Below are 22,115 nucleotides of genomic sequence, written 5' to 3'. Positions count from 1 at the left end.
ATCCTAGTTCTCGGAGACGGGGCTCGACGACGAGGTGCCGCCTGCCAGGGTTCGGGTGACATCGGCGAGGGCGTCCAGTCCCCCGTCGCGGAGGGCGCGCACCAGGGCCGTGCCCACGATCGCGCCGTCGGCGTACTCCGACACGGCCGCGATCTGCTCGGCCGTCGAGATGCCGATGCCGACACAGGCGCGCGCGGCCCCCTGCGCACGGAGGCGGCCGACGAGCGTGCGAGCGGCGCGGTCGAGTTCGGCCCGCTCCCCCGTGATGCCCATGGTCGAGACCGTGTAGACGAAGCCGGTCGACGAGGAGACGACCAGGCCGAGGCGTTCGTCGGACGACGTGGGAGCGGCCAGGAACACGCGGTCGAGTCCGGTGCGCTCGCTCGCGGCGATCCACTCGTCCGCCACATCCGGCGTGATGTCGGGCGTGATGAGGCCCGCTCCGCCCGCCGCCACGAGGTCGTCGGCGTAGCGGTCGACGCCGTACTGCACGACGGGGTTCCAATAGGTCATCACGAGAACTGGTACGTCGGTCTCGGCGGTGATCCGCCGGACGGCCGTGAAGAGGTCGGCCATGCGGAATCCTGCGGCGAGAGCAGCCGTCGTCGCCTCCTGGATGATCGCGCCGTCCATGACCGGGTCGCTGTAGGGCGGCCCGAGCTCGATGATGTCGACACCGTTGCGCGCGAGAGTCAGCGCGGCCTGGATGCTCGTCTCGAGGTCGGGGTATCCGACGGGCAGATAGCCGACGAACACCTTGCGCCCCGCGGCCTCCGCCTTCGCGAACGCCCGCTCGACGCGGCTCACGCGTGGCCGCCGTCGGCGGTGGACGCGTCGTAGAGGTCGAAGTACCGCGCCGCAGTGTCCATGTCCTTGTCGCCGCGCCCCGACAGGCACACCGCGATGACGGCATCCGGCCCCATCTCCCGACCCAGCCGCAGCGCGCCGGCGAGGGCGTGCGCCGACTCGATGGCCGGGATGATGCCCTCCGTACGGCTGAGCAGCCGGAGCGCCTGCATCGCCTCGTCGTCGGTCGCCGGGATGTACTCGGCGCGGCCGAGGTCGGCGAGCCAGGAGTGCGCGGGCCCGACGCCCGGGTAGTCGAGGCCGGCGGAGATGGAGTGCGACTCGACGGTCTGCCCGTCGTCGTCCTGAAGCACGTACGTGCGCGAGCCGTGCAGCACGCCGGGACGGCCGCGCTCGATCGATGCGGCGTGCTTCGGAGTGTCGACCCCGTCGCCCGCCGCCTCGACGCCGTAGAGGCGTACCGATGCGTCATCGAGGAATGCGTCGAACATACCGATCGCGTTCGATCCGCCGCCCACGCAGGCGACCACCGCATCCGGCAGGCGGCCGGCCTCGGCGAGCAGCTGCTCGCGGGCCTCCTCGCCGATGATCTTCTGGAAGTCGCGGACCATCGCGGGGAACGGATGCGGTCCCGCCGCCGTGCCGAAGATGTAGTTGGTCGTCTCGACCGACGCCACCCAGTCGCGGTACGCGTCGTTGATCGCGTCCTTGAGCGTTCGCGAGCCCGAGGTCACGGCCACGACCTCGGCGCCCAGGAGACGCATGCGGGCGACGTTGAGGGCCTGGCGCTCGGTGTCGACCTCACCCATGTAGATGGTGCAGTCGAGGCCGAACAGTGCAGCGGCGGTCGCGGTGGCGACGCCGTGCTGACCCGCGCCGGTCTCGGCGATCACGCGCGTCTTGCCCAGGCGCTTGGTGAGCAGGGCCTGACCCAGGACGTTGTTGATCTTGTGCGAGCCGGTGTGGTTCAGGTCTTCCCGCTTGAGGAACACCCGGGCACCGCCGGCGTGGGCGGCGAAGCGCTCGACCTCGGTCAGCGGCGACGGACGCCCGGCGTACGACGAGAGCAGCGACGCGAGCTCGGCGCGGAACTCGGGGTCGACGATCGCCGCCTCGTACGCAGCGGTCAGCTCGTCGATCGCCGCGATCAGCGACTCGGGCATGTAACGCCCGCCGTAGGAGCCGAAATAGGGGCCGTGCTGGTCGCGCAGGCTCATGCGCCCACCTCCAGGAAGCTCGAGAGGGTCGCCACCGGGTCTCCGGTGACCAGGGCCTCGCCGATGAGCACGACATCGGCGCCGGCGCCGCGGTAGTGCGCGACGTCGGCGGGTGTCAGGACGGCGGACTCCGCGATACGGACGGTACCGGCGGGGATGCGGTCGACGAGGCGCCCGAAGAGGTCGCGGTCGAGCTCGAGCGTGGTGAGGTCGCGGGCATTCACGCCGATGAGCGGGGCACCCAGGTCGATCGCGGCCTCGATCTCGTCGGCCGAGTGCGTCTCGACCAGAGGCGTCATGCCGAGTTCGCGGACGAACCCGTACAGGTCGCGCAGGACGGGCGCGTCGAGCCCAGCGACGATCAGGAGCACCAGGTCGGCTCCCGCTGCCCGGGCCTCGAGCACCTGGTAGCGCGTCGCGATGAAGTCCTTGCGGAGCACGGGCAGCGACACCCGGGCGGTGACGGCCTCGAGATCGGACAGACTCCCGCCGAAGCGGCGCTCCTCGGTCAGCACGCTGATCGCCGAGGCTCCGCCGGTCTCGTAGAGCGCGGCCTGGTGCGCGGGATCGGGGATCTCGGCCAGGGCACCGCGGGAGGGGCTCGCGCGCTTCACCTCGGCGATGATCTTCACCCGCTCGGAGGGAGCGAGAGCCGCCACGGCGTCCTTGGCGGCAGGGCGGGCGAGCGCCGCCGCCTCGACCTCGGCGAGGGGCCGGGTCAGGGCGCGACGCTCTGCGTCGGCGACAGCGCCGGCCGTGAGGTCGGCGAGCACCATTAGTGCGCCTTCGGCGAGTACTTGGGGCCCTTCACGCCGTATCCGGCCTTCGCGAGGATCCACCCCACGAGGGCGCCGATCGGGATGATCGCGGCGGAGATCCACACGAGGGTCGGCTGCTCGAAGCAGAAGGCGACGGTGCCTGCGGCGAAGCCGAAGAGCATGATCACGACGGCGGTCCAGGCCGCAGGCGAGTGTCCGTGTCCGGGGTCGGCGATCGGGTTGGTCATGGTCTCCTCCGGGGAACGTCAGCGGGATCTGGATCAGTCTATCGGGGTCATCGGGTGGGGTCGGTTCCGCGGGAGAGGTCGTCCCAGGAATCGATCGCGTCCACCGGTCCGTCGGCGTGGGCGGCGGCGTCCTCGGCCGTGCGGTATCGGCGGCCGCCCGCCTTCCAGCCCCGCGCGGTGATCAGCGCGAACACCGAGGCCAGCAGCAGCACGGACCACCCGATCAGGGCGAGGACCGGCCAGACCGAGGGGACGACGCTCGCAACGACGGCGGCCACCGCGTCCGTGCCGGCGAGGCCGGTCGCCTCGGTGACGGTCGGGCCGACGGCTGCGAGCGTGTCGCCGAGCAGGAGCTGCAGCGTCGTCCAGCCGAGGAAGAGAGCGGCGACGGCGCCGAGCACGGCGAACACGACGCGCAGCACGCGGCCCGCGATCGACGTCGCCGCTGCGAGGGCGAGCACAGCCAGGCTCAGGGGGGCGAGCAGCACCGACGCCGATGCGCCGGGGACGAGGATGTCGGACCCCTCGTCTGCACGCTGCACGGTCAGCCAGGTCTGGGTCGACGAGATGATGCCGACCGCTCCGGCGAGCAGGTAGCCCAGGAGCGTGATCGAACGGCCGCGCCGCGCCAGGCTCATCGAGCGGCACTCCCTGCGGTGGCCTCGAGGTCGGTCGTGTCGAAGCAGGTGCGCGTGCCCGTGTGGCAGGCGGGACCGGTCTGATCGACACGCAGCAGGATGGCGTCGCCGTCGCAGTCGAGTCTCGCCTCGTGCACGACCTGGATGTGGCCGGACGTGTCGCCCTTCCGCCAGTACTCGCGCCGGGAACGGGACCAGTAGGTCGCACGACCGGAGGTGAGTGTGCGTCGCAGTGCCTCGGCATCCACCCAGGCCAGCATGAGCACCTCGCCGGAGTCCCACTGCTGCACGATCACGGGCGCGAGCCCGTCGGCGTTCCAGGCGACCTGCGCGATGCGCGCCTCCAGATCGGTCATCGGACCAGCACTCCCTCCGCGCGCAGCGCATCTTTCACATCGCCGACCTGCATCGCCCCGGTGTGGAAGACGCTGGCGGCGAGCACGGCATCCGCACCCGCCTGGATCGCCGGCGCGAAGTGCTCGACAGCACCTGCCCCGCCCGAGGCGATCACCGGCACCGACGCGACCTCTCGCATCAGACGCACGAGTTCGAGGTCGAAGCCGTCGCGTGTGCCGTCGGCGTCGATCGAGTTCACCAGCAGCTCCCCCGCCCCGCGCTCCGCCGACTCCCGCGCCCAGTCGAGGGCGTCGAGCGTGGTCTGCGTGCGTCCACCGTGCGTCGTCACGACGAAGCCCGAGCGGGTGCCCGGGGCCCGTTTGACGTCGAGCGAGAGCACCAGCACCTGCGCGCCGAACCGGTCGGCGATCTCGCCGATGAGGTCGGGCCGTGCGATGGCCGCCGAGTTCACGCCGACCTTGTCGGCACCCACGGCGAGCAGCCGCGAGACGTCGTCGACGCTGCGCACCCCTCCCCCGACGGTGAGCGGCACGAACACCTGCTCCGCGGTGCGCTGCACGACATCGTAGGTGGTGGCGCGTGCATCCACGGTCGCCGTCACGTCGAGGAAGGTGATCTCGTCAGCGCCCTGCGCTGCGTAGTGGCGCGCGAGCTCCACGGGGTCGCCCATGTCGCGCAGGTTCTCGAAGTTGACCCCCTTGACGACGCGTCCGGCGGCCACATCGAGGCACGGGATGACGCGTCGTGCGAGCGTCATCAGAGCCTCGCGGCGTGGATGGCCGTGACGAGGATCGCGCGAGCGCCGAGCGCGTACAGCTCGTCCATGATCTGGTTCACGCGCTTGCGCGGGATCATGACGCGCACGGCGACCCATGCGGGGTCGCGCAGGGGGGAGATCGTCGGAGACTCGCGTCCGGGCGCGATCGCGACGGCCTGATCGACGAGCTCGGTGGGGAGGTCGTAGTCCAGCAGCACGTAACGGCGGGCGACCATCACACCGCGCAGCCGACGCAGCAGGGTGTCCGTGCCCTCCGCGTCGCCGGGACGGCTGATGAGGACGGCCTCCGACTCGAGGATCACCGGTCCGAAGATCTCCAGCCCGGCCTGACGGAGCGTGGTGCCGGTCGAAACGACGTCGGCGACCGCATCCGCGACGCCGAGGCGCACCGCCGATTCGACGGCGCCGTCGAGCTGCACGAGTTCGGCGCTGACGCCGTGCTCGCGCAGGAACGCACCCACGAGTCCGGGGTAGGCCGAGGCGACGCGCACGCCGTCGAGGTCCTCGATGCTCGAGAACCGGCCGGGAGGGCCGGCGAAGCGGAACGTCGAACCGCCGAAGCCGAGCTGCTCGATCTCGCGAGCGGGCTGCTGGACGTCGAGGAGGAGATCCCGCCCGGTGATGCCGACATCGAGCGCGCCGGAGGCGACGTACGTGGCGATGTCACGCGGACGGAGGAAGAAGAACTCGACGTCGTTCTCGGCGTCGATCACGTGCAGTGTCTTGGGGTCGCGGCGGCCGGCGTACCCGGCCTCCGCGAGCATGTCGGCGGCGGTCTCGGACAGCGAGCCCTTGTTGGGAACGGCGATGCGGAGCATGTCGGCTTTCAGATCGAATCGGGATGGGCGGAGCGCATCACAGATGTCGATAGACGTCCTGCAGGGAGAGGCCCTTCGCGAGCATCATGACCTGCACGTGGTACAGCAGCTGCGAGATCTCCTCGGCCGCCGCCTCGTCGGATTCGTACTCGGAGGCCATCCAGACCTCCGCCGCCTCCTCGACGATCTTCTTGCCGATGGCGTGCACGCCGCCGTCCAGCTCCGCCACGGTGCCCGAACCCTCGGGTCGGGTCTCGGCCTTGACGCTGAGCTCGGCGAACAGCTCGTCGAAAGTCTTCACGACTCCAGGTTACCGGCTCCGGCGAGGCCCCTAAGCCGCGCGACGGCCGCCTCGACGTCGTCGTGGCCGTACACGGCCGACCCCGCCACGAACGTGTCGGCCCCCGCCTCGGCCGCGATGCCGATCGTCCGGTCGGAGATGCCGCCGTCGACCTGGAGCCATACGTCGGAACCCCGGCGCCGGGCTTCGTCGGCCAACGCGCGCAGCTTCGGCATCGTCTCGGCCATGAACCCCTGGCCCCCGAAGCCGGGCTCGACCGTCATGACGAGGATCTGGTCGAACTCGTCGAGGATCTCGTACAGGCTGTCCCCCGAGGTGCCCGGTTTGATGGCGACGCCGGCTCGTGCTCCGATCTCGCGCAGCCGACGTGCGAGCGCGACCGGATCCGACGCGGCCTCGAGATGGAAGGTGACGCTCGCCGCGCCGAGCTCGGCGTACCCCGGAGCCCAGCGGTCGGGATCGGTGATCATCAGGTGCACGTCGAGCGGGATCGGACTGGTCGCCTGGATGCGTTCGACCATCTGGGGGCCGAAGGTCAGGTTCGGCACGAAGTGGTTGTCCATCACGTCGACGTGCGCGAAATCGGCCGAGGCGATGCGCGCGAGATCGCGCTGCATGTTCACGAAATCGGCGGCGAGGATGCTCGGATTGATGCGCGGGGCGCGGGGCAGGGTCACGATCGGTCTCCCTTCGGGGTGCGCTGCAGCAGCGCGAGGAACATCGCATCGGTGCCGTGGCGATGCGGCCACAGCTGCACCGACCCGCTCTCGATGCGCCCGTCGCCGGCGAGGTCGATCGGCGAGCGGCTGATCCCGGCGACGACGGCGCGTGCATCGAGCTCGACGACATCGTCACGGCCGCGCAGCACCTCGCGCACGACACCGGCCGTCTCGGCGAGATGCGGCGAGCAGGTGACGTAGGCGACGATGCCGCCCGGGGCGAGGGCGTCGATCGCCGCTGCGAGAAGCTGCTCCTGCAGCGGCACCAACTCGGCGACATCGGCGGGCGACTTCCGCCAGCGCGCCTCGGGGCGTCGACGCAGGGCGCCGAGACCGGTGCACGGGGCATCGACGAGGATGCGGTCGAAGGCGGCGGGGTGCGAGGCGGCGAGCATCCGCCCATCTTCCTCGTGCACCGGAACGTCGCCCGGAACGGGACGGAGGGCGTTGCGGACGAGACCCGCTCGCGCGGGGACCACCTCGTTCGCCTCCAATGCCACCCCCGAATCGGCGGCGATCGCGGCCAACAGTGCGGTCTTGCCCCCGGGTCCTGCGCACAGATCGAGCCACCGCTCCCCCGCCACGATCGGCCGGGCGGCGGCGAGAGCGAGCGCCACGAGCTGAGAGCCCTCGTCCTGCACGCGCACGGCGCCCGCGGAGTCGGCCAGCACGCGCTCCAGTGCGCCGCCGGGTGAGCCGAACGCCGTCGAGGCATAGCGGCGCCGCGGCTCGCCCGGATCGGCGAGACCCGGCAGGGCGACCAAGGTCACCTCGGGCGAGGCGTTGTCGGCGTCGAGCAGGGCGGGTAGCTCGTCGACCCGTCCCTCGGCATCGAGCGCGCGCCGGAGCGCCCGGATGACCCAGACGGGGTGCGCCGTGCGCAGAGCGAGTCGCTCGTCGTCGGAGCGCGCATCGGCCTCGATGCGCTCCTGCCACTTCTCGGCATCATCGCGGGCGACGCGGCGCAGCACCGCGTTCGCGAAGCTCGACGCCCCGCGGCTGACCTCGGTCGCGACGAGGTTGACCGACTCGTTCACGGCCGCGTGCGGGGCGACTCGTGTGGCGAGCAGTTGGTGCACCGCGAGGCGGAGCGCGTCGAGCACCGCCGGATCGATGCGGTCGACCTCGCGATCGGCAGCCGTGGCGATGATCGCGTCGTAGGTACCGCGCCGACGGAGTGTGCCGTACGTGAGCTCGGTGGCCAGAGCCGCGTCCTGCGGCGTGAGACCGGCGTCGGTGATGGCCGACGGGAGAGCCAAATTCGCGTAGGCGTCGGACTTGGAGACCGCCCGGAGCACGCGATACGCGACGCGGCGCGCCGGTTGCACGGTCCGCGCGGGTCCGCGCTGATCACTCCCTCGCGACGCCCGCACGGCAGGGTCGGTGCGGCCGCGGGATGACGCCGGACGGGCGGGCCGCCGCTCCGGATGCCGCGCGCTCATGAGCCCGCTCGCAGACCCTCGGTACGCTGCCCGCGCCACCAGTCGGCCGCGCCCATGGCGCCCTTTCCGGCGGGCTGCACGCGCCGGACTTCCAGCGGGGCCGAGGCGGTGCCGATGAGGATGCCGGACTTCGTGCCGCGCATGTCGCCCGGGGGAAGCGACTCGGCGTCGAGTGCCGGCGCGGCGTCGAGGATCTTCCACCGAGCGCCCTCGATGGTGGTGAATGCGCCGGGTTCGGGAGTGACGCCGCGGAATCGGGCGAAGATCCGCTCCACGGGTTGCGTCCAGTCGAGCGCGCCGTCGTCGAGGGTGAGCTTCGGAGCGAGAGTCGGGTCGCCCTCCTGGGGCACCGCGCGTGCCGTGCCGGCGGCGAGAGCGTCGACGACCTCCGCGGTCAGGCCGGCACCCCGATGCGCGAGGACGTCGAGCGCGACATCGGCCGTCGCGTCGTCGGGAACGTCGAATGTCCGGGCGGCGTACACATCGCCCGCGTCGAGTTCCGGGACGAGCTGGAACACGCTCGCGCCCAGCGCGCGGTCGCCGGCGATGAGGGCGCGCTGCACGGGCGCCGCGCCCCGCCAGGCGGGCAGCACCGAGAAGTGCAGATTGATCCACCCGAGCTCCGGGCCGGAGAGCAGGGGTTCGCGGACGAGGCCGCCGTACGCCACGATCACCCCGAGCTCGGGGGCGAGCGCGAGAATCCGCGCGGTCGCATCGTCGTCGAGACGGCTCGCCTTGATGGTCGCGAGGCCGAGTTCCTCGGCGGCGGCGGCGACCGGCGAGGGGGTCAGCACGCGCTTGCGCCCGAGCGGCGCGTCGGGCCGCGTGACGACGGCGACGATGTCGTGCTCGGCCGCGAGGCGGCGGAGAGTGGGGACCGCGGCAGCGGGGGTGCCGGCGAAGACGAGGCGCATGGAAGGTTCTCCGGAGGGGGTCAGAGTTCTGGGTCGAGGATATCGAGCCGCACCGAGAGGGTGCTGCGGGGGTTCTTCCCGCGGCCGCGACGGCCCGCGACGGCCGCCGCCACCACAGCGGCGCGCAGGGCGCCGGCCACCCGCGGGCCGGCGCCGTAGTCGAAGCGGACGAGCGCCCGTACACGGCTCGAACCGTCGTCGGTCTCGACGGGAACGGGGCCGAGCACCGCATCGGCGGGCAGGCGCAGGTCGGTGAGGGAGGCGAGCGCGGTCGAGACGGCGGACACCGTGCCCTCCACGACGGCCACCCGAGCGGCCGGCGGCATGTGCAGCGGTGCCCTGCTCTCCAGTTCCGCTCGGGCGTAGGCGGCGTGGTTCCAGGTGGCGAGGGCGCGTGCGACCGCGCCGTCGACGCCCACCAGGTGCACGGGTGCGCCCGGAGCGGCGAGGGCCGCGGCGTTCGACCACCAGCGCAGGCACGCCTCACCGATCCGCAGGTCGGGCGACTGCAGCATCCGCGGGCCGTCGAGCAGCACCACGGCACGGTAGCCGCCGTCGGCCGGCGGCTCGGCGCCGCGCGTCGCCACGACGAGGGCGGGACGGGCATCGACCTTTTCGACCGGGTGACCGCCGTCGGCCACGATGACCCGCACTCCGGGGAAGGCCCGGCCCAGTTCGTCGGCCGTGCGTTCGCTCCCCGACGACGCGAGCCGCAGCTGCGTCGACGAGCATGCCGGGCACGACCAGGCACGCGCGGCGCGACCGCACCAGGCGCACACCGGTACCGCCCCGCGATGGCGGGCGCCGAGCGGACCGCCGCAGTGCGCGCAGCGCGCCGGTGCGCGGCACTCGGCGCACACCAGCGACGGGGCGAAGCCCGGTCGCGACACCTGCACGAGGACAGGACCCTCGGCGGCGGCCGCTCGGGCCGCGAGGAACGCCGACGACGGCATGCGCTGCGCGGTGGGCTGCTCCATCTCCTGCGGAGTGCTGAGCACCACGCGCGGGAGCACGCGCCGTGCGGCACGGACATCGCGTAGCCAGCCGACGGCGACGAGACGTTCGACGTCGGTGGTGCGGGTGTGTCCGACCAGGAGCAGGGCGGACTCCTCCTCGCCCTGTCGCACGAGGGCGGCGTCCCTGGCGTGCACGTAGGGCGCCAGCGGCTCGCCGAGCAGCGGGTCGCCGTCGTCCCAGATCGCGACGAGACCGGCGCGCACCGGGGCGTAGACGGCGGACCGGTTGCCCACCACGATGCACGGGGCATCTTCGAGGGTCCGCAGGAAGGCTCGATAGCGATCGGGGTTGCTCTGTCGCGCGTCGTGACGCACGACAGCCTCGGCGGGCGCCAGGGAGGCCAGCGCGGCGAGTACGCGGTCGAGGTCGCGGTGATCCGGCACCACCAGGATCGACGACCGGCCCGCCGCGAGCGTACGCACGGCCGCCGCCGCGAGCAGAGAGGCCCAGGCGGGTCCGCCGGCGTCGAAGCCGGGGATCGCCTCGACGGCCGCTCGTCCTGCGCCGTCGAGGACATCGTCGAGGCCGGCGTAGAGCCGGACCGTGTCCGCAGCCGCGGCCTGCTGCTCGTCCGTCGGCACGGGTGCCGTCGCGTCGTTCGTCCAGGCCTTCTCGACGCGAACCTGTCTCTTGGGAATCACGAGACGCAGGATGTCGGACGCGGAACCGGCCGCGCGATCGGCGACGGCCCGCGCGAGCCGGTGCAGGCGCTCGGGCAGGACCGGCACGGTAGAGACCACGGCCTCGACCTCGGACAGCGGACGCTCGCCGTCGTGCTCCTCGGCGATCTCGACGGCGTACCCATCGACCACCCGCCCCGCGGTACGAAGGGGCACGCGCACCCGCGCTCCTGGGGGCACCTCGCCCAGCTCCTCGGGCAGCGCGTAGTCGAACAGGCGATCGAGCTGCGGGAGCGGGGAATCGAGGAGCACGCGCGCGATGCGCCGGCTCTCGGTCGTCATCGGGAGAGGGACGTCACAGGCCGGCAGCGCGTCGCAGTTCTTCGACGCGGTCGGTGCGTTCCCAGGTGAAGTCCGGGAGCTCGCGGCCGAAGTGCCCGTACGCGGCGGTCTGCGCGTAGATCGGACGCAGCAGGTCGAGCTGTTCGATGATCGCCTGCGGACGCAGGTCGAACACCTCCGTGATCGCCCGCGTGATCGCCTCGTCCGACACCTTGCCCGTTCCGAAGGTCTCGACGTACAGCCCGACGGGCCGAGCGACGCCGATCGCGTACGCCACCTGCACTTCGAGCCGGTCGGCGAGGCCCGCGGCCACGGCGTTCTTCGCCACCCAGCGCGTCGCGTACGCGCCGGAACGGTCGACCTTCGACGGATCCTTGCCGCTGAACGCTCCGCCGCCGTGACGTGCCGCGCCGCCGTAGGTGTCGATGATGATCTTGCGGCCGGTCAGCCCGGCATCGCCCTTCGGCCCGCCGGTCACGAAGGGGCCGGCGGGGTTGATGTAGTACGTCACGTCGTCGACATCGAGGCCGGTGTTCTCGAGGACCGGTGCGATCACACGCTCGCGGACGAGCGCGGTCAGCTCCTCCTGCGAGATGTCGGGGTGATGCTGCGTCGACACCACGACGGCGTCGACCGTCTTGGGGGTGAAGCCCTCGTAGCCGAGCGTCACCTGCGTCTTGCCGTCGGGGCGGAGGAACGGCAGCTCGCCGCTGCGGCGCACCTCGGTGAGACGCTCGGCGATGCGGTGCGCGGTCCACGCGGCCATCGGCATGAGCTGCGGGGTCTCGTTCGTCGCGAAGCCGAACATGATGCCCTGGTCGCCGGCGCCGAGAGCGTCGAGCGGGTCGACCGAGGAGCCGTCGCGGTGCTCCTGCGCGTTGTCGACGCCGTGCGCGATATCGCCCGACTGCTCCCCCACCGAGACGCTGACCCCGCACGAGTCGCCGTCGAAGCCGGTGTCGCTGGAGGTGTAGCCGATGCCGTTGACGACCTGACGGACGATGGTGGGGATGTCGACGTACGCCTCGGTGCGAATCTCACCGGCGACATGCACGAGTCCGGTGGTCACGAGGGTCTCGACGGCGACACGGGAACCCGTGTCCTTCGCGAGGAGGCCGTCGAGGATGCTGTCCGAGATCTGGTCGCAGATCTTGTCCGGGTGCCCTTCGGTGACGGACTCGGACGTGAACAGACGCAGCGCGCTCATCGGGGCTCCAGAACGGGATCGGACGGAAAAGGGTCGAGGAACCCAGTGTGGCCCGCGCCACCGACATCGCCGGTGCGCGGGCCGTGGTCATCACTCCGCGTGACGCAGGCGGAGCTTGTCCTCGTTGATCTCGTGCAGGGCGATCGTGAGCGGCTTGTCCTCGACGGTCGAGTCGACGAGCGGGCCCACGTTGTCGAAGAGGTTGCCCTCGTGCAGGTCGGAGTAGTAGTCGTTGATCTGACGCGCGCGCTTCGACGCGTAGATGACGAGCTCGTACTTCGACTCGACGCGGTCGAGCAGGTTGTCGATGGGGGGATCGATGATTCCGTTGTTGTGTCCGGCCATGATGAGACCTCCTGGTCAGGCGACGGGATCGTCGCGAAGTCGGTGCATAGGCGCGCGAAGAGGACTCAGCGCGCGGAGCTCGAAGACAATTCTACGACCTCATCGGCCGCGGCGGCGACGTCCTCGTTCACGATGAGGTGATCGAACTCGTTCTGCGCCGCCAGCTCGACCTTCGCGGTGCGCAGTCGTCGAGCCCGCTCCTCGGCGTCCTCGGTGCCGCGGCCGATCAGCCGATGCACGAGTTCGTCCCAGCTCGGGGGCAGCAGGAAGATGAGCGTCGCCGAGGGCTCGGCCTGCCTGACCTGACGTGCGCCCTGCAGGTCGATCTCGAGCAGCACGGTCTTGCCCGCGGCCAGCGCGGCGTCGATGGGGGCGCGGGGCGTGCCGTAGCGGGAGCGGTTGTGCACCACTGCGTACTCGAGCAGTTCGCCCTGGTCGATCAGCCGATCGAACTCGGCGTCGTCGACGAAGTAGTAGTGCACGCCGTCGACCTCGCCCGGGCGCGGCGCTCGGGTGGTGGCCGACACCGAGAGGTGGATCTCCGGGTGGTTCTCGCGGATGTGCGCCGCGACCGTGCCCTTGCCCACCGCCGTCGGGCCCGCGAGCACGAGCAGGCGGCTGCGGGCACCACGCGGCTCCGCCGGCGGGAAGCGCCCGTCGAGCCATTCGCGCAGCGCGGCGCGCTGCCGCACGCCCAGCCCGCCGAGGCGCTTCACGGGCGAGATGCGCAGGTCGTCGAGCACGCGGTCGCGTTTGCCCGCGCCGATCGCCGGGAGTGCGAGGAGGAAATCGGTGACGCGCATCGAACCCGCGACCGAATCGGGGTCGTCCGTGGCACGGGCGAGCACCGTCTGCGGCGCCACCACGCGGGTGGTGAGGTCGCGCTTCAGCGCGGCCCGTGCACGTCGTCTCTCGACGGCTCGCCGGGCGGCGGCGGCGCGGTCGACCTCGGGGACGACGCGGGCGTCAGTCATGGAGTGCCTCCCGGTATTCTGCCGCGCGAGCGGCGGTGGCGTCCGCCAGCCCGTCAGGTCCGGCGGAGAGGATGCTCCGACTCTCGCTGGCGATCACGCACGGCGCCATCGCTCCGAAGCGCGAAACGAGGTCGCGGGGTTCGGCGCCCTGCGCGCCGAACCCCGGGGCGAGGATCGGCGCCGACGGCGCGAATGCCGCGAGTCCTGCATCCGTCCAGTCCACGGTCGCACCGATCACGAAGCCCGCGCTCCCCCAGGCGTCGCCGTGCACCTCGGTCGCATTGCGCGCCGAGACCTCGGCCACGACCTGGGCCGAGACCGTGCCGCCCGTCGATCCGGCGGCTCCCTGCAGCGCGCGCCCCTCGGGGTTGCTCGTCGCCGCGAGCACGAACAGCCCCTTGCCGTGGGCACGGGCCAGGTCGAGCGCCCCGTCGAGCGCACCGACGCCGAGGTAGGGGTTGACCGTCAGGGCATCCGCTTCCAACGACGAGCCCGGCGAGAGCCAGGCGGCGGCATAGGCATCCATCGTGCTGCCGATGTCACCGCGCTTGGCGTCGGCGATCACCAGCAGTCCCGCGGCCCGCGCCGCCGACAGCACGTCCTCCAGAGCGGCGAAGCCCGCGGCCCCGAAGCGCTCGAAGAACGACACCTGCGGCTTCACGATCGCGACGTGCGCAGCGACGGCGTCCACCGTCCTCAGCCCGAACTCCCGCACCCCGGCGGCGTCGTCCGACAGACCCCAGGAGGCGAGCAGCGACCCGTGGGGGTCGATCCCGACGCAGAGCGGTCCGCGCGCGTCGATGCCCGCGCGGACCCGCTCACCGAAGCCTGCGCTCACACGGCCGCCTTACGGTCCAGCGCGTACTCCTGCAGGCTCTTCACATCGAAGCCCTCGTCGGCGGCATCCATACCGGACACGGCGGCCCCGAGCACGGCGATCGTGGTGAAGAGGGCCTTGTCGGCCGCGACGGCCGCCGCGCGGATCTCGTAGCCGTCGGCGCGCGCCGCCCCGCCGGACGGGGTGTTCACCACGATGTCGATCGCACCGTCGTTGATGAGGTCGACGATGTTCTCGGCGCCCGACTCCTGCGTCTCGCTGAACTTCTCGACGACGGTCACGGCGATGCCGTTGCGCGAAAGGATCTCGGCGGTGCCCTCGGTCGCCACGATCGTGAAGCCGAGCTGCTGCAGACGGTGCGCCGGCAGGATCACCGCGCGCTTGTCGGAATCGGCGACCGAGATGAACACGGTGCCCGAGGTCGGCATGCCGCCGTATGCGGCTGCCTGGCTCTTCGCGAACGCGGTCGGAAAGTCCTTGTCGAACCCCATGACCTCGCCGGTCGAGCGCATCTCCGGACCGAGGACCGAGTCGACGATCTTGCCCTCGCGGGTGCGGAAGCGCTTGAACGGGAGCACGGCCTCCTTCACCGCGACGGGGGCGTCGAGCGGCACGCGCGAACCGTCTGCGGCGGGCAGCATGCCCTCCTCCTTCAGCTCGGCGATCGTCGCGCCCGCCATGATGCGGCTCGCCGCCTTGGCGAGCGGGATGCCGAGCGCCTTCGACACGAACGGCACGGTACGGCTCGCGCGGGGGTTCGCCTCGATGACGTAGAGCACGCCGGCGCTGATCGCGAACTGCACGTTGAGCAGTCCGCGCACGCCCACGCCCTGCGCGATCGCGAGGGTCGCCGCGCGCACGCGGTCGACGTCGCTGCGGCCGAGCGAGATCGGGGGCAGGGTGCAGCTCGAGTCGCCCGAGTGGATGCCCGCCTCCTCCAGGTGCTCCATGACGCCGCCGACGTACAGCTCCTCGCCGTCGAACAGCGCGTCGACATCGAGTTCGATGGCGTCGTCGAGGAAGCGGTCGACCAGCAGCGGCTTGCCCTCCTCGATCACCACCTCGTCGGCCGTGCGCACGAAGTAGTCGCGCAGGCTCGGCGTGTCGTAGACGATCTCCATGCCGCGCCCGCCGAGCACGAAGCTCGGGCGCACGAGCACCGGGTAGCCGATGTCCTCGGCGACCGCGACGGCGCCGTCGACGTCCACCGCCGTGCCGTGGCGGGGCGCCACGAGGCCGGCCGCGTCGAGGATGCCGCTGAACAGTGCGCGCTCCTCCGCGAGGTCGATCGCGTCGGGGCTCGTGCCGAGCACCGTGTACCCGGCGGCTTCGATCCCCTTCGCGAGGCCGAGCGGCGTCTGTCCGCCCAGCTGGCAGACGACACCGAGGATGGTGCCGCTCGCCGCCTCGGCGTCGAGCACCTCCAGGACGTCCTCGAGAGTCAGCGGCTCGAAGTACAGCCGGTCCGACGTGTCGTAGTCGGTCGACACGGTCTCGGGGTTGCAGTTGACCATGATCGTCTCGTACCCGGCATCCGACAGCGCGAACGACGCGTGCACGCACGAGTAGTCGAACTCGACTCCCTGGCCGATGCGGTTGGGGCCCGAGCCGATGATGACGACCTTCGTGCGGTCGGAGGGCTCGACCTCGGTCTCGGAGTCGTAGCTCGAGTAGTGGTACGGGGTCAGGGCCGGGAACTCGCCCGCGCAGGTGTCCACCGTCTTGTACACGGGGCGGATGCCGAGGCCGTGGCGCACTCCGCGGATCTCCGCCTCGGACTCGCCGCGGATCTGCGCCAGCTGCGCGTCGGAGAACCCGTGCTCCTTCGCGTAGCGCAGCGTGACGGCATCCAGTTCGGGCGCCGTGCGCACGATCTCGGCCACCTCGTTGATCAGCACGATCTGGTCGAGGAACCACGGGTCCATCGCGGTCGCCTCGAACGCCTGCTCGACGGTCGCGCCCTTGCGCAGCGCCTGCTGCAGCACCACGATGCGTCCGTCGGTCGGGGTCTTGGCGACCTCCAGGAGCTCCTCGACCGAGCGCTCCTCGGGTCCCCAGTGGAAGCTGGAGCCGCGCTTCTCGAGCGAGCGGAGCGCCTTCTGCAGCGCGGTCGCGTAGTTGCGCCCGATCGCCATGGCCTCGCCCACCGACTTCATGGTGGTGGTGAGGGTCACGTCCGCGGCGGGGAACTTCTCGAACGCGAAACGGGGCACCTTGACGACGACGTAGTCGAGCGTGGGCTCGAAGCTCGCCGGCGTGACGCCGGTGATGTCGTTGGGGATCTCGTCGAGGCGGTACCCGAGCGCGAGCTTGGCGGCGAGCTTGGCGATCGGGAAGCCGGTCGCCTTCGACGCCAGGGCGCTCGACCGCGACACGCGCGGATTCATCTCGATGACGATGATGCGGCCGTTCTCGGGGTTGACCGCGAACTGGATGTTGCAGCCGCCGGTGTCCACGCCCACGGCGCGGATGATGTCGATGCCGATGTCGCGCATGCGCTGGTACTCGCGGTCGGTGAGCGTCAGCGCGGGCGCCACGGTGATCGAGTCTCCCGTGTGCACGCCGACCGGGTCGACGTTCTCGATGGAGCAGACGACGACCGTGTTGTCGGAGGTGTCGCGCATGAGCTCGAGCTCGTACTCCTTCCACCCGAGGATCGACTCCTCGAGGAGCACCTCGTTGGTCGGCGAATCGTGCAGACCCGCACCGCCGATGCGGCGCAAGTCCGCCTCGTCGTAGGCGAAGCCCGAGCCCAGGCCTCCCATGGTGAAGCTGGGACGAACGACGAGCGGGTAGCCGAGCTTCTCGGCGCCGGCGAGCAGTTCGTCCATGGAGTGGCAGATCACGGAGTCGGCGACGTCCGCGCCGGACTCGATGACGAGCTCCTTGAAGACCTGGCGGTCCTCGCCCTTCTTGATGGCCTCGACCTTGGCGCCGATGAGCTCGACCCCGTACTTCGCGAGGACGCCGCGCTCGTCGAGGGCCATGGCGGCGTTGAGCGCCGTCTGGCCGCCGAGCGTCGGCAGGATCGCGTCGGGCTTCTCCTTCGCGATGATCGTCTCGATCACCTCGGGGGTGATCGGCTCGACGTAGGTCGCGTCGGCGAAGTCCGGATCGGTCATGATCGTCGCGGGGTTCGAGTTCACGAGGATGACGCGCACGCCCTCCTCGCGGAGCACGCGGCAGGCCTGGGTGCCGGAGTAGTCGAACTCGCAGGCCTGACCGATGACGATCGGGCCGGAGCCGATGACGAGGACGGAGGTGATGTCGTCGCGCTTGGGCATTACTGTGCGTCCTTCTTGCTCGCGATGACCAGGTCGCGGAACCGGTCGAAGAGGTAGTTTGCGTCGTGCGGGCCGGCGGCCGCCTCGGGGTGGTACTGCACCGAGAAGGCCGGGATGTCGAGGGCGCGGAGCCCTTCGACGACGTTGTCGTTCAGCCCGACGTGGCTGACCTCGACCTTGCCGTAGCCGTTCGGGCTGTCGAACGCGCCCTCCAGCGGCGCGTCGACGGCGAACCCGTGGTTGTGCGCGGTGATCTCGACGCGTCCGGTCGACTTGTCGAGGACGGGCTGGTTGATGCCGCGGTGACCGAACGGCAGCTTGTAGGTGCCGAGCCCGAGCGCGCGACCGAGCAGCTGATTGCCGAAGCAGATGCCGAAGAACGGCAGTCCGTCGTCGAGCACCGCGCGCAGCAGCTCGACGTGGTCGCCGGAGGCGGCGGGGTCGCCCGGGCCGTTGGAGTAGAACACCGCCACCGGGTCGATCGCCCGGATGTCGTCGATCGTCGACGACTGGGGCATGACGTGCACGTCGAACCCGCGAGCGGCGAGGTTGTCGATGGTGGCCTGCTTGACGCCCAGGTCGAGCACGGCGAGGTTGCCCACCCGCTCGCCCATCGCGGTCGTGATGGTGACCGCGTCGACCGAGACCTCGGCCGACAGGTTCTGGCCCGTCATCTCGGGTGCCTGGCGCACGATGCGCAGCTGCTCGTCCTCGTCGAGACCCGCGGCCTCGCCCGAGAAGATCCCCCCGCGCATCGACCCGGCCGAACGGATGTGGCGGGTGACGGCGCGGGTGTCGATGCCGCTGATGCCGACGATGCCGTCCTCGACGAGAGCGTCGTCGAGCGACGTGTTCGCGCGCCAGTTCGAGACGACGCGCGAGGGGTCGCGCACGATGTAGCCGGCCACCCAGATGCGGCGGGACTCGGGGTCCTCGTCGTTCATGCCGGTGTTGCCGATGTGGGGCGCGGTCTGCAGGACGATCTGTCCGGCGTACGACGGGTCGGTGATGGTCTCCTGGTAGCCGGACATGCCGGTCGAGAAGACGACCTCGCCGAGGGTCGTGCCGCGCGCACCATAGGCGCGGCCCGTGTGTCGTGTGCCGTCTTCGAGGACGAGCACGGCGGGTTCGGGAAGAGCGGTCATCGTGTTGCTCCTGTGTCGGGGGCGGCGGGGACGAGCTGCCGCAGGTGGGAGATGAGTTCGTGGGGGTCGCCTGCGGCGGACCGCAGGTACGAGTCGACGAGGGTGGTGTCGTCGGCCCGCCAGACGATGCGCACGAGACCGCCCGGCTCGACCACGCGGTCGATCGTGACGGTCGCGCGGTCGATCGCGACGAGGCGGGAGGAGGCGAGGAACACCGTCGGCGTTCCGTCGAGGCAGAGCGCCAGACCGCGGTCCGTGATCGCCAGCTCACCGCGTGCGCGGTAGGCCAGCGGCGAGATCGCGAGGCGCTCGAGCGGCTGGTCGTGCCGTGTCGTCGAGACGTACAGCACTTCGTGGCGCGACACGACCTCGGCGTGCTCCGGCACCCCGAGCGGGGCGGAGAGACCGGCGTCGCGTCGCTGACGTCGTCGCCAGGCGCGCAGCATCGCGAGCAGGATGAGCAGCGCGACGCCGATGGTGATGGCGATCGCGATGTCGCGTGCGCTCATGCGCCGATTCCCTCGACCAGGCTGCCTCCGTCGACCGTGAGACGGCCGTCGTGGATCGTGTACTCCACACGCCCGGGGAGGGCGCGTCCGAGGTACGGCGAGTTCGTGCTGCGACCGCGCAGGTCGTCAGCGGTGAACACGCCAGCGATCGAGGCGTCGTAGAGGGCAAGGTGAGCGGGCCGACCGACCTCGAGCGGCGTGCCGTGACCCGACAGCCGGCCGATGCGGGCGGGCGCCGCGCTCATCACGCGCGCGACGTCGGCCCAGTCGAGCATCCCCGTCTCGACCATCGACTGGTGCACGACGCGGAGGGCGCTCTCGAGACCGACCATCCCGTTGGCCGCGGCCTGCCACTCGCAGGCCTTCGCCTCGGCCGGATGAGGCGCGTGATCGGTGGCGACGATGTCGATCGTGCCGTCGGCGAGACCCTCGCGCACCGCGCGCACGTCCTCCTCGCGTCGCAGCGGCGGGTTGACCTTGAAGCGGGCGTCGTATCCGCGCACGAGCTCGTCGGTGAGGAGCAGATGGTGCGGAGTGACCTCGGCGGTCACGTTGATGCCGCGCTTCTTGGCCCAGCGGATGATGTCGACGGAGCCGGCGGTCGAGAGGTGGCAGACGTGCAAGCGCGACCCGACGTGCTCGGCGAGCAGCACGTCGCGGGCGATGATCGACTCCTCGGCCACGGCCGGCCATCCGGTCAGGCCCAGCTCGGCCGAGACGGCGCCCTCGTTCATCTGCGCGCCCTGGGTGAGGCGCGGATCCTGCGCGTGCTGCGCGATCACGCCGTCGAAGGACTTCACGTACTCCAGCGCCCGCCGCATGATCAGCGGATCGAACACGCAGAAGCCGTCGTCGCTGAACACCCGCACCTGAGCGCGCGAGGTCGCCATCGCGCCGAGTTCGGCGAGCCGCTCCCCCTTCTGACCGACGGTCACGGCGCCGATCGGCTGGACCGTGGCGTAGCCCGCGGCCTCGCCGAGCGCGAGCTCCTGCTCCACGACGCCCGCCGTGTCGGCGACCGGAGAGGTGTTCGGCATGGCGAAGACCGCCGTGAAGCCGCCGGACGCCGCGGCGCGCGTCCCGGAGAGGATCGTCTCGGATGCCTCGTACCCCGGTTCGCGCAGGTGGGTGTGCAGATCGACGAGCCCGGGCAGCGTTACGAGTCCGTCCGCGTCCACGACGCGAGCACCGGCTCGGCTGAGCCCCGCACCGATTTCTGCGATCCGGCCGTCCTCGATGATGATGTCGGCGCTCTCGTTTCCGAGCAGCGCGGCGCCGGTGATGACGAGGGTCTCGCTCACAGGTCTCCCCCTCGTTCGTCGTCTCGTTCTCCTGCCAGCAGCAGGTACAGCACAGCCATGCGCACGGACACCCCGTTCGCCACCTGCTCCAGCACCGTGGAGCGGGGCGAGTCCGCCGCTTCGGAGGAGATCTCCAGTCCGCGGTTCATGGGCCCGGGGTGCAACACAATGCTACCGGTCGGCAGCGTTGCGGTGCGCCGTGCGTCGAGCCCCCACCGTCGCGAATACTCCCGTTCGGTGGGGAAATACGCGGCGTTCATGCGCTCGAGCTGGATCCGCAGCATCATCACCGCGTCCGGTCCGGACGCCAGCGCCTCATCGAGGTCGTACACGACGCGCACGGGCCACTGCGAGACGTTCTGCGGCACCAGGGTGGGCGGAGCCACCAGCGTGACCTCGGCGCCGAGCAGCGTCAGCAGCCAGACGTTCGAGCGCGCCACGCGCGAGTGCAGCACGTCACCGACGATCACGACCCGGAAGCCGGCGAGATCGCTGCCCCGGCTCTCCGCGCCCCGCAGGCGCTTGCGGATCGTGAACGCGTCGAGGAGCGCCTGAGTCGGATGCTCGTGCGTGCCGTCGCCGGCATTCACGACACCGGCCGAGATCCAGCCGCTGGTCGCGAGGGTCTGCGGCGCGCCGGAGCCGGGGTGGCGGATGACCACGGCATCGGCGCCGATCGCCTCGAGGGTCTGCGCGGTGTCCTTCAGGCTCTCGCCCTTCGACACGCTCGATCCCTTCGCAGCGAAGTTGATGACATCGGCGGACAGGCGTTTCGCCGCGGCCTCGAACGAGATGCGCGTGCGGGTCGAGTCCTCGAAGAACAGGTTGACGACGGTCTTGCCGCGCAGCGTCGGCAGCTTCTTGACCTCGCGGGACTGCGTGTCTGACATGTCCTCGGCGACGTCGAGGATGCGCAGAGCCGTGGCGCGATCGAGGGTGCGGGTGTCGAGCAGGTGCCTCATGCGCCGATCGTCACCTCCTCGACGCCGTCGTGCTCGACGAGACGCACGTTGACGCGCTCGGAACGGGCCGACGGGATGTTCTTGCCGACGAAGTCGGGACGGATCGGCAGCTCGCGGTGGCCGCGGTCGACCAGGATCGCGAGGCGCACGACGGCGGGCCGCCCGATGGACTGGAGAGCGTCGAGTGCAGCGCGGATGCTGCGTCCGGAGAACAGCACGTCGTCGACGAGCACGATCGTCCGCCCGTCGATTCCTCCGGCCGGGATCTCGGTCGGACGGGGAGAGCGCGTCGGCTGCTGGGCGAGGTCGTCGCGGAACAGCGTGACGTCGAGAGACCCGACGGGTACCGGGTGCCCGGAGATCTCGCCGATCAACGCACCGAGACGGCGGGCGAGAGCCACGCCCCGGGTCGGGATGCCGAGGAGGACGAGGTCGTCGGCGCCGCGATTGGACTCGAGGATCTCATGGGCGATGCGGGTCAGTGCCCGCGAGATGTCGGCTTCGTGCAGGATGGTGCGTGCACTCATCAGCCGCTCCCTTCTCCGCCTCACAGGACGGTGTTAAAGGTTGCTTG

Annotated in this window: 23 protein-coding genes; all 23 read right to left on the bottom strand. The window is 71.2% G+C overall.

What is annotated here, in order from left to right; translation table 11 throughout:
• Positions 1-3: 3 nt before the first annotated feature.
• The 23 genes from trpA to pyrR all read right to left on the bottom strand — a co-directional run bounded on the left by trpA (position 4) and on the right by pyrR (position 22,068).
• On the bottom strand, positions 4-807 hold the full coding sequence (gene trpA / locus AC3A3J_RS10275; RefSeq protein WP_487672180.1) for a tryptophan synthase subunit alpha: 804 nt from the start codon (positions 805-807) through the stop codon (positions 4-6).
• Positions 804-2,024: a tryptophan synthase subunit beta gene (gene trpB / locus AC3A3J_RS10270; protein WP_487672179.1), complete on the bottom strand. Its 1,221-nt coding sequence runs from the start codon at positions 2,022-2,024 to the stop codon at positions 804-806. The genes trpA and trpB overlap by 4 nt, the downstream gene beginning before the upstream one ends.
• A complete protein-coding gene (gene trpC, locus AC3A3J_RS10265) occupies positions 2,021-2,797 on the bottom strand; it encodes an indole-3-glycerol phosphate synthase TrpC (protein WP_487673096.1) in 777 nt (258 codons plus the stop codon). The genes trpB and trpC overlap by 4 nt, the downstream gene beginning before the upstream one ends.
• Positions 2,798-2,799: 2 nt before the next feature.
• Positions 2,800-3,030, bottom strand: coding sequence for a DUF6704 family protein (locus tag AC3A3J_RS10260; RefSeq protein ID WP_314647433.1), 231 nt, complete (start codon positions 3,028-3,030; stop codon positions 2,800-2,802).
• A 47-nt stretch (positions 3,031-3,077) separates the two neighbouring features.
• Positions 3,078-3,668, bottom strand: coding sequence for a Trp biosynthesis-associated membrane protein (locus AC3A3J_RS10255; RefSeq protein ID WP_487672178.1), 591 nt, complete (start codon positions 3,666-3,668; stop codon positions 3,078-3,080).
• Entirely contained in the window at positions 3,665-4,024 is a 360-nt protein-coding gene (gene hisI / locus AC3A3J_RS10250; RefSeq protein WP_487672177.1) for a phosphoribosyl-AMP cyclohydrolase, read from the bottom strand. The genes AC3A3J_RS10255 and hisI overlap by 4 nt, the downstream gene beginning before the upstream one ends.
• Positions 4,021-4,782 carry an imidazole glycerol phosphate synthase subunit HisF gene (gene hisF, locus AC3A3J_RS10245; RefSeq protein ID WP_487672176.1) on the bottom strand — a complete coding sequence of 254 codons (762 nt, stop codon included), beginning with the start codon at positions 4,780-4,782 and terminating at the stop codon, positions 4,021-4,023. The genes hisI and hisF overlap by 4 nt, the downstream gene beginning before the upstream one ends.
• A complete protein-coding gene (hisG, locus tag AC3A3J_RS10240; protein ID WP_487672175.1) occupies positions 4,782-5,621 on the bottom strand; it encodes an ATP phosphoribosyltransferase in 840 nt (279 codons plus the stop codon). The genes hisF and hisG overlap by 1 nt, the downstream gene beginning before the upstream one ends.
• Positions 5,622-5,658: 37 nt before the next feature.
• A complete protein-coding gene (locus AC3A3J_RS10235; RefSeq protein ID WP_487672174.1) occupies positions 5,659-5,922 on the bottom strand; it encodes a phosphoribosyl-ATP diphosphatase in 264 nt (87 codons plus the stop codon).
• Positions 5,919-6,599, bottom strand: a complete 681-nt coding sequence (gene rpe, locus AC3A3J_RS10230; RefSeq protein WP_487672173.1) for a ribulose-phosphate 3-epimerase — start codon at positions 6,597-6,599, stop codon at positions 5,919-5,921. Before rpe ends, AC3A3J_RS10235 begins: the two co-directional genes overlap by 4 nt.
• Positions 6,596-8,083 carry an RsmB/NOP family class I SAM-dependent RNA methyltransferase gene (locus tag AC3A3J_RS10225; protein ID WP_487672172.1) on the bottom strand — a complete coding sequence of 496 codons (1,488 nt, stop codon included), beginning with the start codon at positions 8,081-8,083 and terminating at the stop codon, positions 6,596-6,598. The genes rpe and AC3A3J_RS10225 overlap by 4 nt, the downstream gene beginning before the upstream one ends.
• Positions 8,080-8,997, bottom strand: coding sequence for a methionyl-tRNA formyltransferase (locus AC3A3J_RS10220; RefSeq protein WP_487672171.1), 918 nt, complete (start codon positions 8,995-8,997; stop codon positions 8,080-8,082). Before AC3A3J_RS10220 ends, AC3A3J_RS10225 begins: the two co-directional genes overlap by 4 nt.
• A gap of 20 nt (positions 8,998-9,017) precedes the next feature.
• On the bottom strand, positions 9,018-10,976 hold the full coding sequence (locus AC3A3J_RS10215) for a primosomal protein N' family DNA-binding protein (RefSeq protein WP_487672170.1): 1,959 nt from the start codon (positions 10,974-10,976) through the stop codon (positions 9,018-9,020).
• A gap of 13 nt (positions 10,977-10,989) precedes the next feature.
• On the bottom strand, positions 10,990-12,183 hold the full coding sequence (gene metK, locus AC3A3J_RS10210) for a methionine adenosyltransferase (protein ID WP_487672169.1): 1,194 nt from the start codon (positions 12,181-12,183) through the stop codon (positions 10,990-10,992).
• A 90-nt stretch (positions 12,184-12,273) separates the two neighbouring features.
• Positions 12,274-12,528: a DNA-directed RNA polymerase subunit omega gene (rpoZ, locus tag AC3A3J_RS10205; RefSeq protein WP_314647457.1), complete on the bottom strand. Its 255-nt coding sequence runs from the start codon at positions 12,526-12,528 to the stop codon at positions 12,274-12,276.
• Between the two features lie 65 nt (positions 12,529-12,593).
• On the bottom strand, positions 12,594-13,502 hold the full coding sequence (gmk, locus tag AC3A3J_RS10200) for a guanylate kinase (RefSeq protein WP_487672168.1): 909 nt from the start codon (positions 13,500-13,502) through the stop codon (positions 12,594-12,596).
• Positions 13,495-14,340, bottom strand: coding sequence for an orotidine-5'-phosphate decarboxylase (gene pyrF / locus AC3A3J_RS10195; protein ID WP_487672167.1), 846 nt, complete (start codon positions 14,338-14,340; stop codon positions 13,495-13,497). The genes gmk and pyrF overlap by 8 nt, the downstream gene beginning before the upstream one ends.
• Entirely contained in the window at positions 14,337-17,624 is a 3,288-nt protein-coding gene (gene carB, locus AC3A3J_RS10190) for a carbamoyl-phosphate synthase large subunit (protein WP_487672166.1), read from the bottom strand. Before carB ends, pyrF begins: the two co-directional genes overlap by 4 nt.
• On the bottom strand, positions 17,624-18,769 hold the full coding sequence (gene carA / locus AC3A3J_RS10185) for a glutamine-hydrolyzing carbamoyl-phosphate synthase small subunit (RefSeq protein WP_487672165.1): 1,146 nt from the start codon (positions 18,767-18,769) through the stop codon (positions 17,624-17,626). The genes carB and carA overlap by 1 nt, the downstream gene beginning before the upstream one ends.
• Positions 18,766-19,278, bottom strand: a complete 513-nt coding sequence (locus AC3A3J_RS10180) for a PH-like domain-containing protein (protein WP_487672164.1) — start codon at positions 19,276-19,278, stop codon at positions 18,766-18,768. Before AC3A3J_RS10180 ends, carA begins: the two co-directional genes overlap by 4 nt.
• The gene (locus AC3A3J_RS10175; protein ID WP_487672163.1) at positions 19,275-20,579 is read right to left on the bottom strand and encodes a dihydroorotase; all 1,305 of its coding nucleotides are present in this window, start codon (positions 20,577-20,579) and stop codon (positions 19,275-19,277) included. Before AC3A3J_RS10175 ends, AC3A3J_RS10180 begins: the two co-directional genes overlap by 4 nt.
• Positions 20,576-21,541, bottom strand: a complete 966-nt coding sequence (locus AC3A3J_RS10170) for an aspartate carbamoyltransferase catalytic subunit (RefSeq protein ID WP_487672162.1) — start codon at positions 21,539-21,541, stop codon at positions 20,576-20,578. Before AC3A3J_RS10170 ends, AC3A3J_RS10175 begins: the two co-directional genes overlap by 4 nt.
• A complete protein-coding gene (gene pyrR, locus AC3A3J_RS10165; RefSeq protein ID WP_487672161.1) occupies positions 21,538-22,068 on the bottom strand; it encodes a bifunctional pyr operon transcriptional regulator/uracil phosphoribosyltransferase PyrR in 531 nt (176 codons plus the stop codon). The genes AC3A3J_RS10170 and pyrR overlap by 4 nt, the downstream gene beginning before the upstream one ends.
• Positions 22,069-22,115: the final 47 nt, after the last annotated feature.

This window comes from Microbacterium sp. Soil_N32, assembly GCF_057655505.1.
This window is presented reverse-complemented; position numbering and strand designations above follow the sequence as displayed.

Coding starts and splice junctions, on each gene's coding strand:
- trpB (WP_487672179.1), bottom strand. CDS start 2,024: ATGAGCCTGCGCGACCAGCACGGCCCCTATTTCGGCTCCTACGGCGGG.
- AC3A3J_RS10260 (WP_314647433.1), bottom strand. CDS start 3,030: ATGACCAACCCGATCGCCGACCCCGGACACGGACACTCGCCTGCGGCC.
- AC3A3J_RS10255 (WP_487672178.1), bottom strand. CDS start 3,668: ATGAGCCTGGCGCGGCGCGGCCGTTCGATCACGCTCCTGGGCTACCTG.
- hisI (WP_487672177.1), bottom strand. CDS start 4,024: ATGACCGATCTGGAGGCGCGCATCGCGCAGGTCGCCTGGAACGCCGAC.
- hisF (WP_487672176.1), bottom strand. CDS start 4,782: ATGACGCTCGCACGACGCGTCATCCCGTGCCTCGATGTGGCCGCCGGA.
- hisG (WP_487672175.1), bottom strand. CDS start 5,621: ATGCTCCGCATCGCCGTTCCCAACAAGGGCTCGCTGTCCGAGACCGCC.
- AC3A3J_RS10225 (WP_487672172.1), bottom strand. CDS start 8,083: ATGAGCGCGCGGCATCCGGAGCGGCGGCCCGCCCGTCCGGCGTCATCC.
- AC3A3J_RS10220 (WP_487672171.1), bottom strand. CDS start 8,997: ATGCGCCTCGTCTTCGCCGGCACCCCCGCTGCCGCGGTCCCCACTCTC.
- AC3A3J_RS10215 (WP_487672170.1), bottom strand. CDS start 10,976: ATGACGACCGAGAGCCGGCGCATCGCGCGCGTGCTCCTCGATTCCCCG.
- metK (WP_487672169.1), bottom strand. CDS start 12,183: ATGAGCGCGCTGCGTCTGTTCACGTCCGAGTCCGTCACCGAAGGGCAC.
- rpoZ (WP_314647457.1), bottom strand. CDS start 12,528: ATGGCCGGACACAACAACGGAATCATCGATCCCCCCATCGACAACCTG.
- gmk (WP_487672168.1), bottom strand. CDS start 13,502: ATGACTGACGCCCGCGTCGTCCCCGAGGTCGACCGCGCCGCCGCCGCC.
- carB (WP_487672166.1), bottom strand. CDS start 17,624: ATGCCCAAGCGCGACGACATCACCTCCGTCCTCGTCATCGGCTCCGGC.
- carA (WP_487672165.1), bottom strand. CDS start 18,769: ATGACCGCTCTTCCCGAACCCGCCGTGCTCGTCCTCGAAGACGGCACA.
- AC3A3J_RS10180 (WP_487672164.1), bottom strand. CDS start 19,278: ATGAGCGCACGCGACATCGCGATCGCCATCACCATCGGCGTCGCGCTG.
- AC3A3J_RS10170 (WP_487672162.1), bottom strand. CDS start 21,541: ATGAGGCACCTGCTCGACACCCGCACCCTCGATCGCGCCACGGCTCTG.
- pyrR (WP_487672161.1), bottom strand. CDS start 22,068: ATGAGTGCACGCACCATCCTGCACGAAGCCGACATCTCGCGGGCACTG.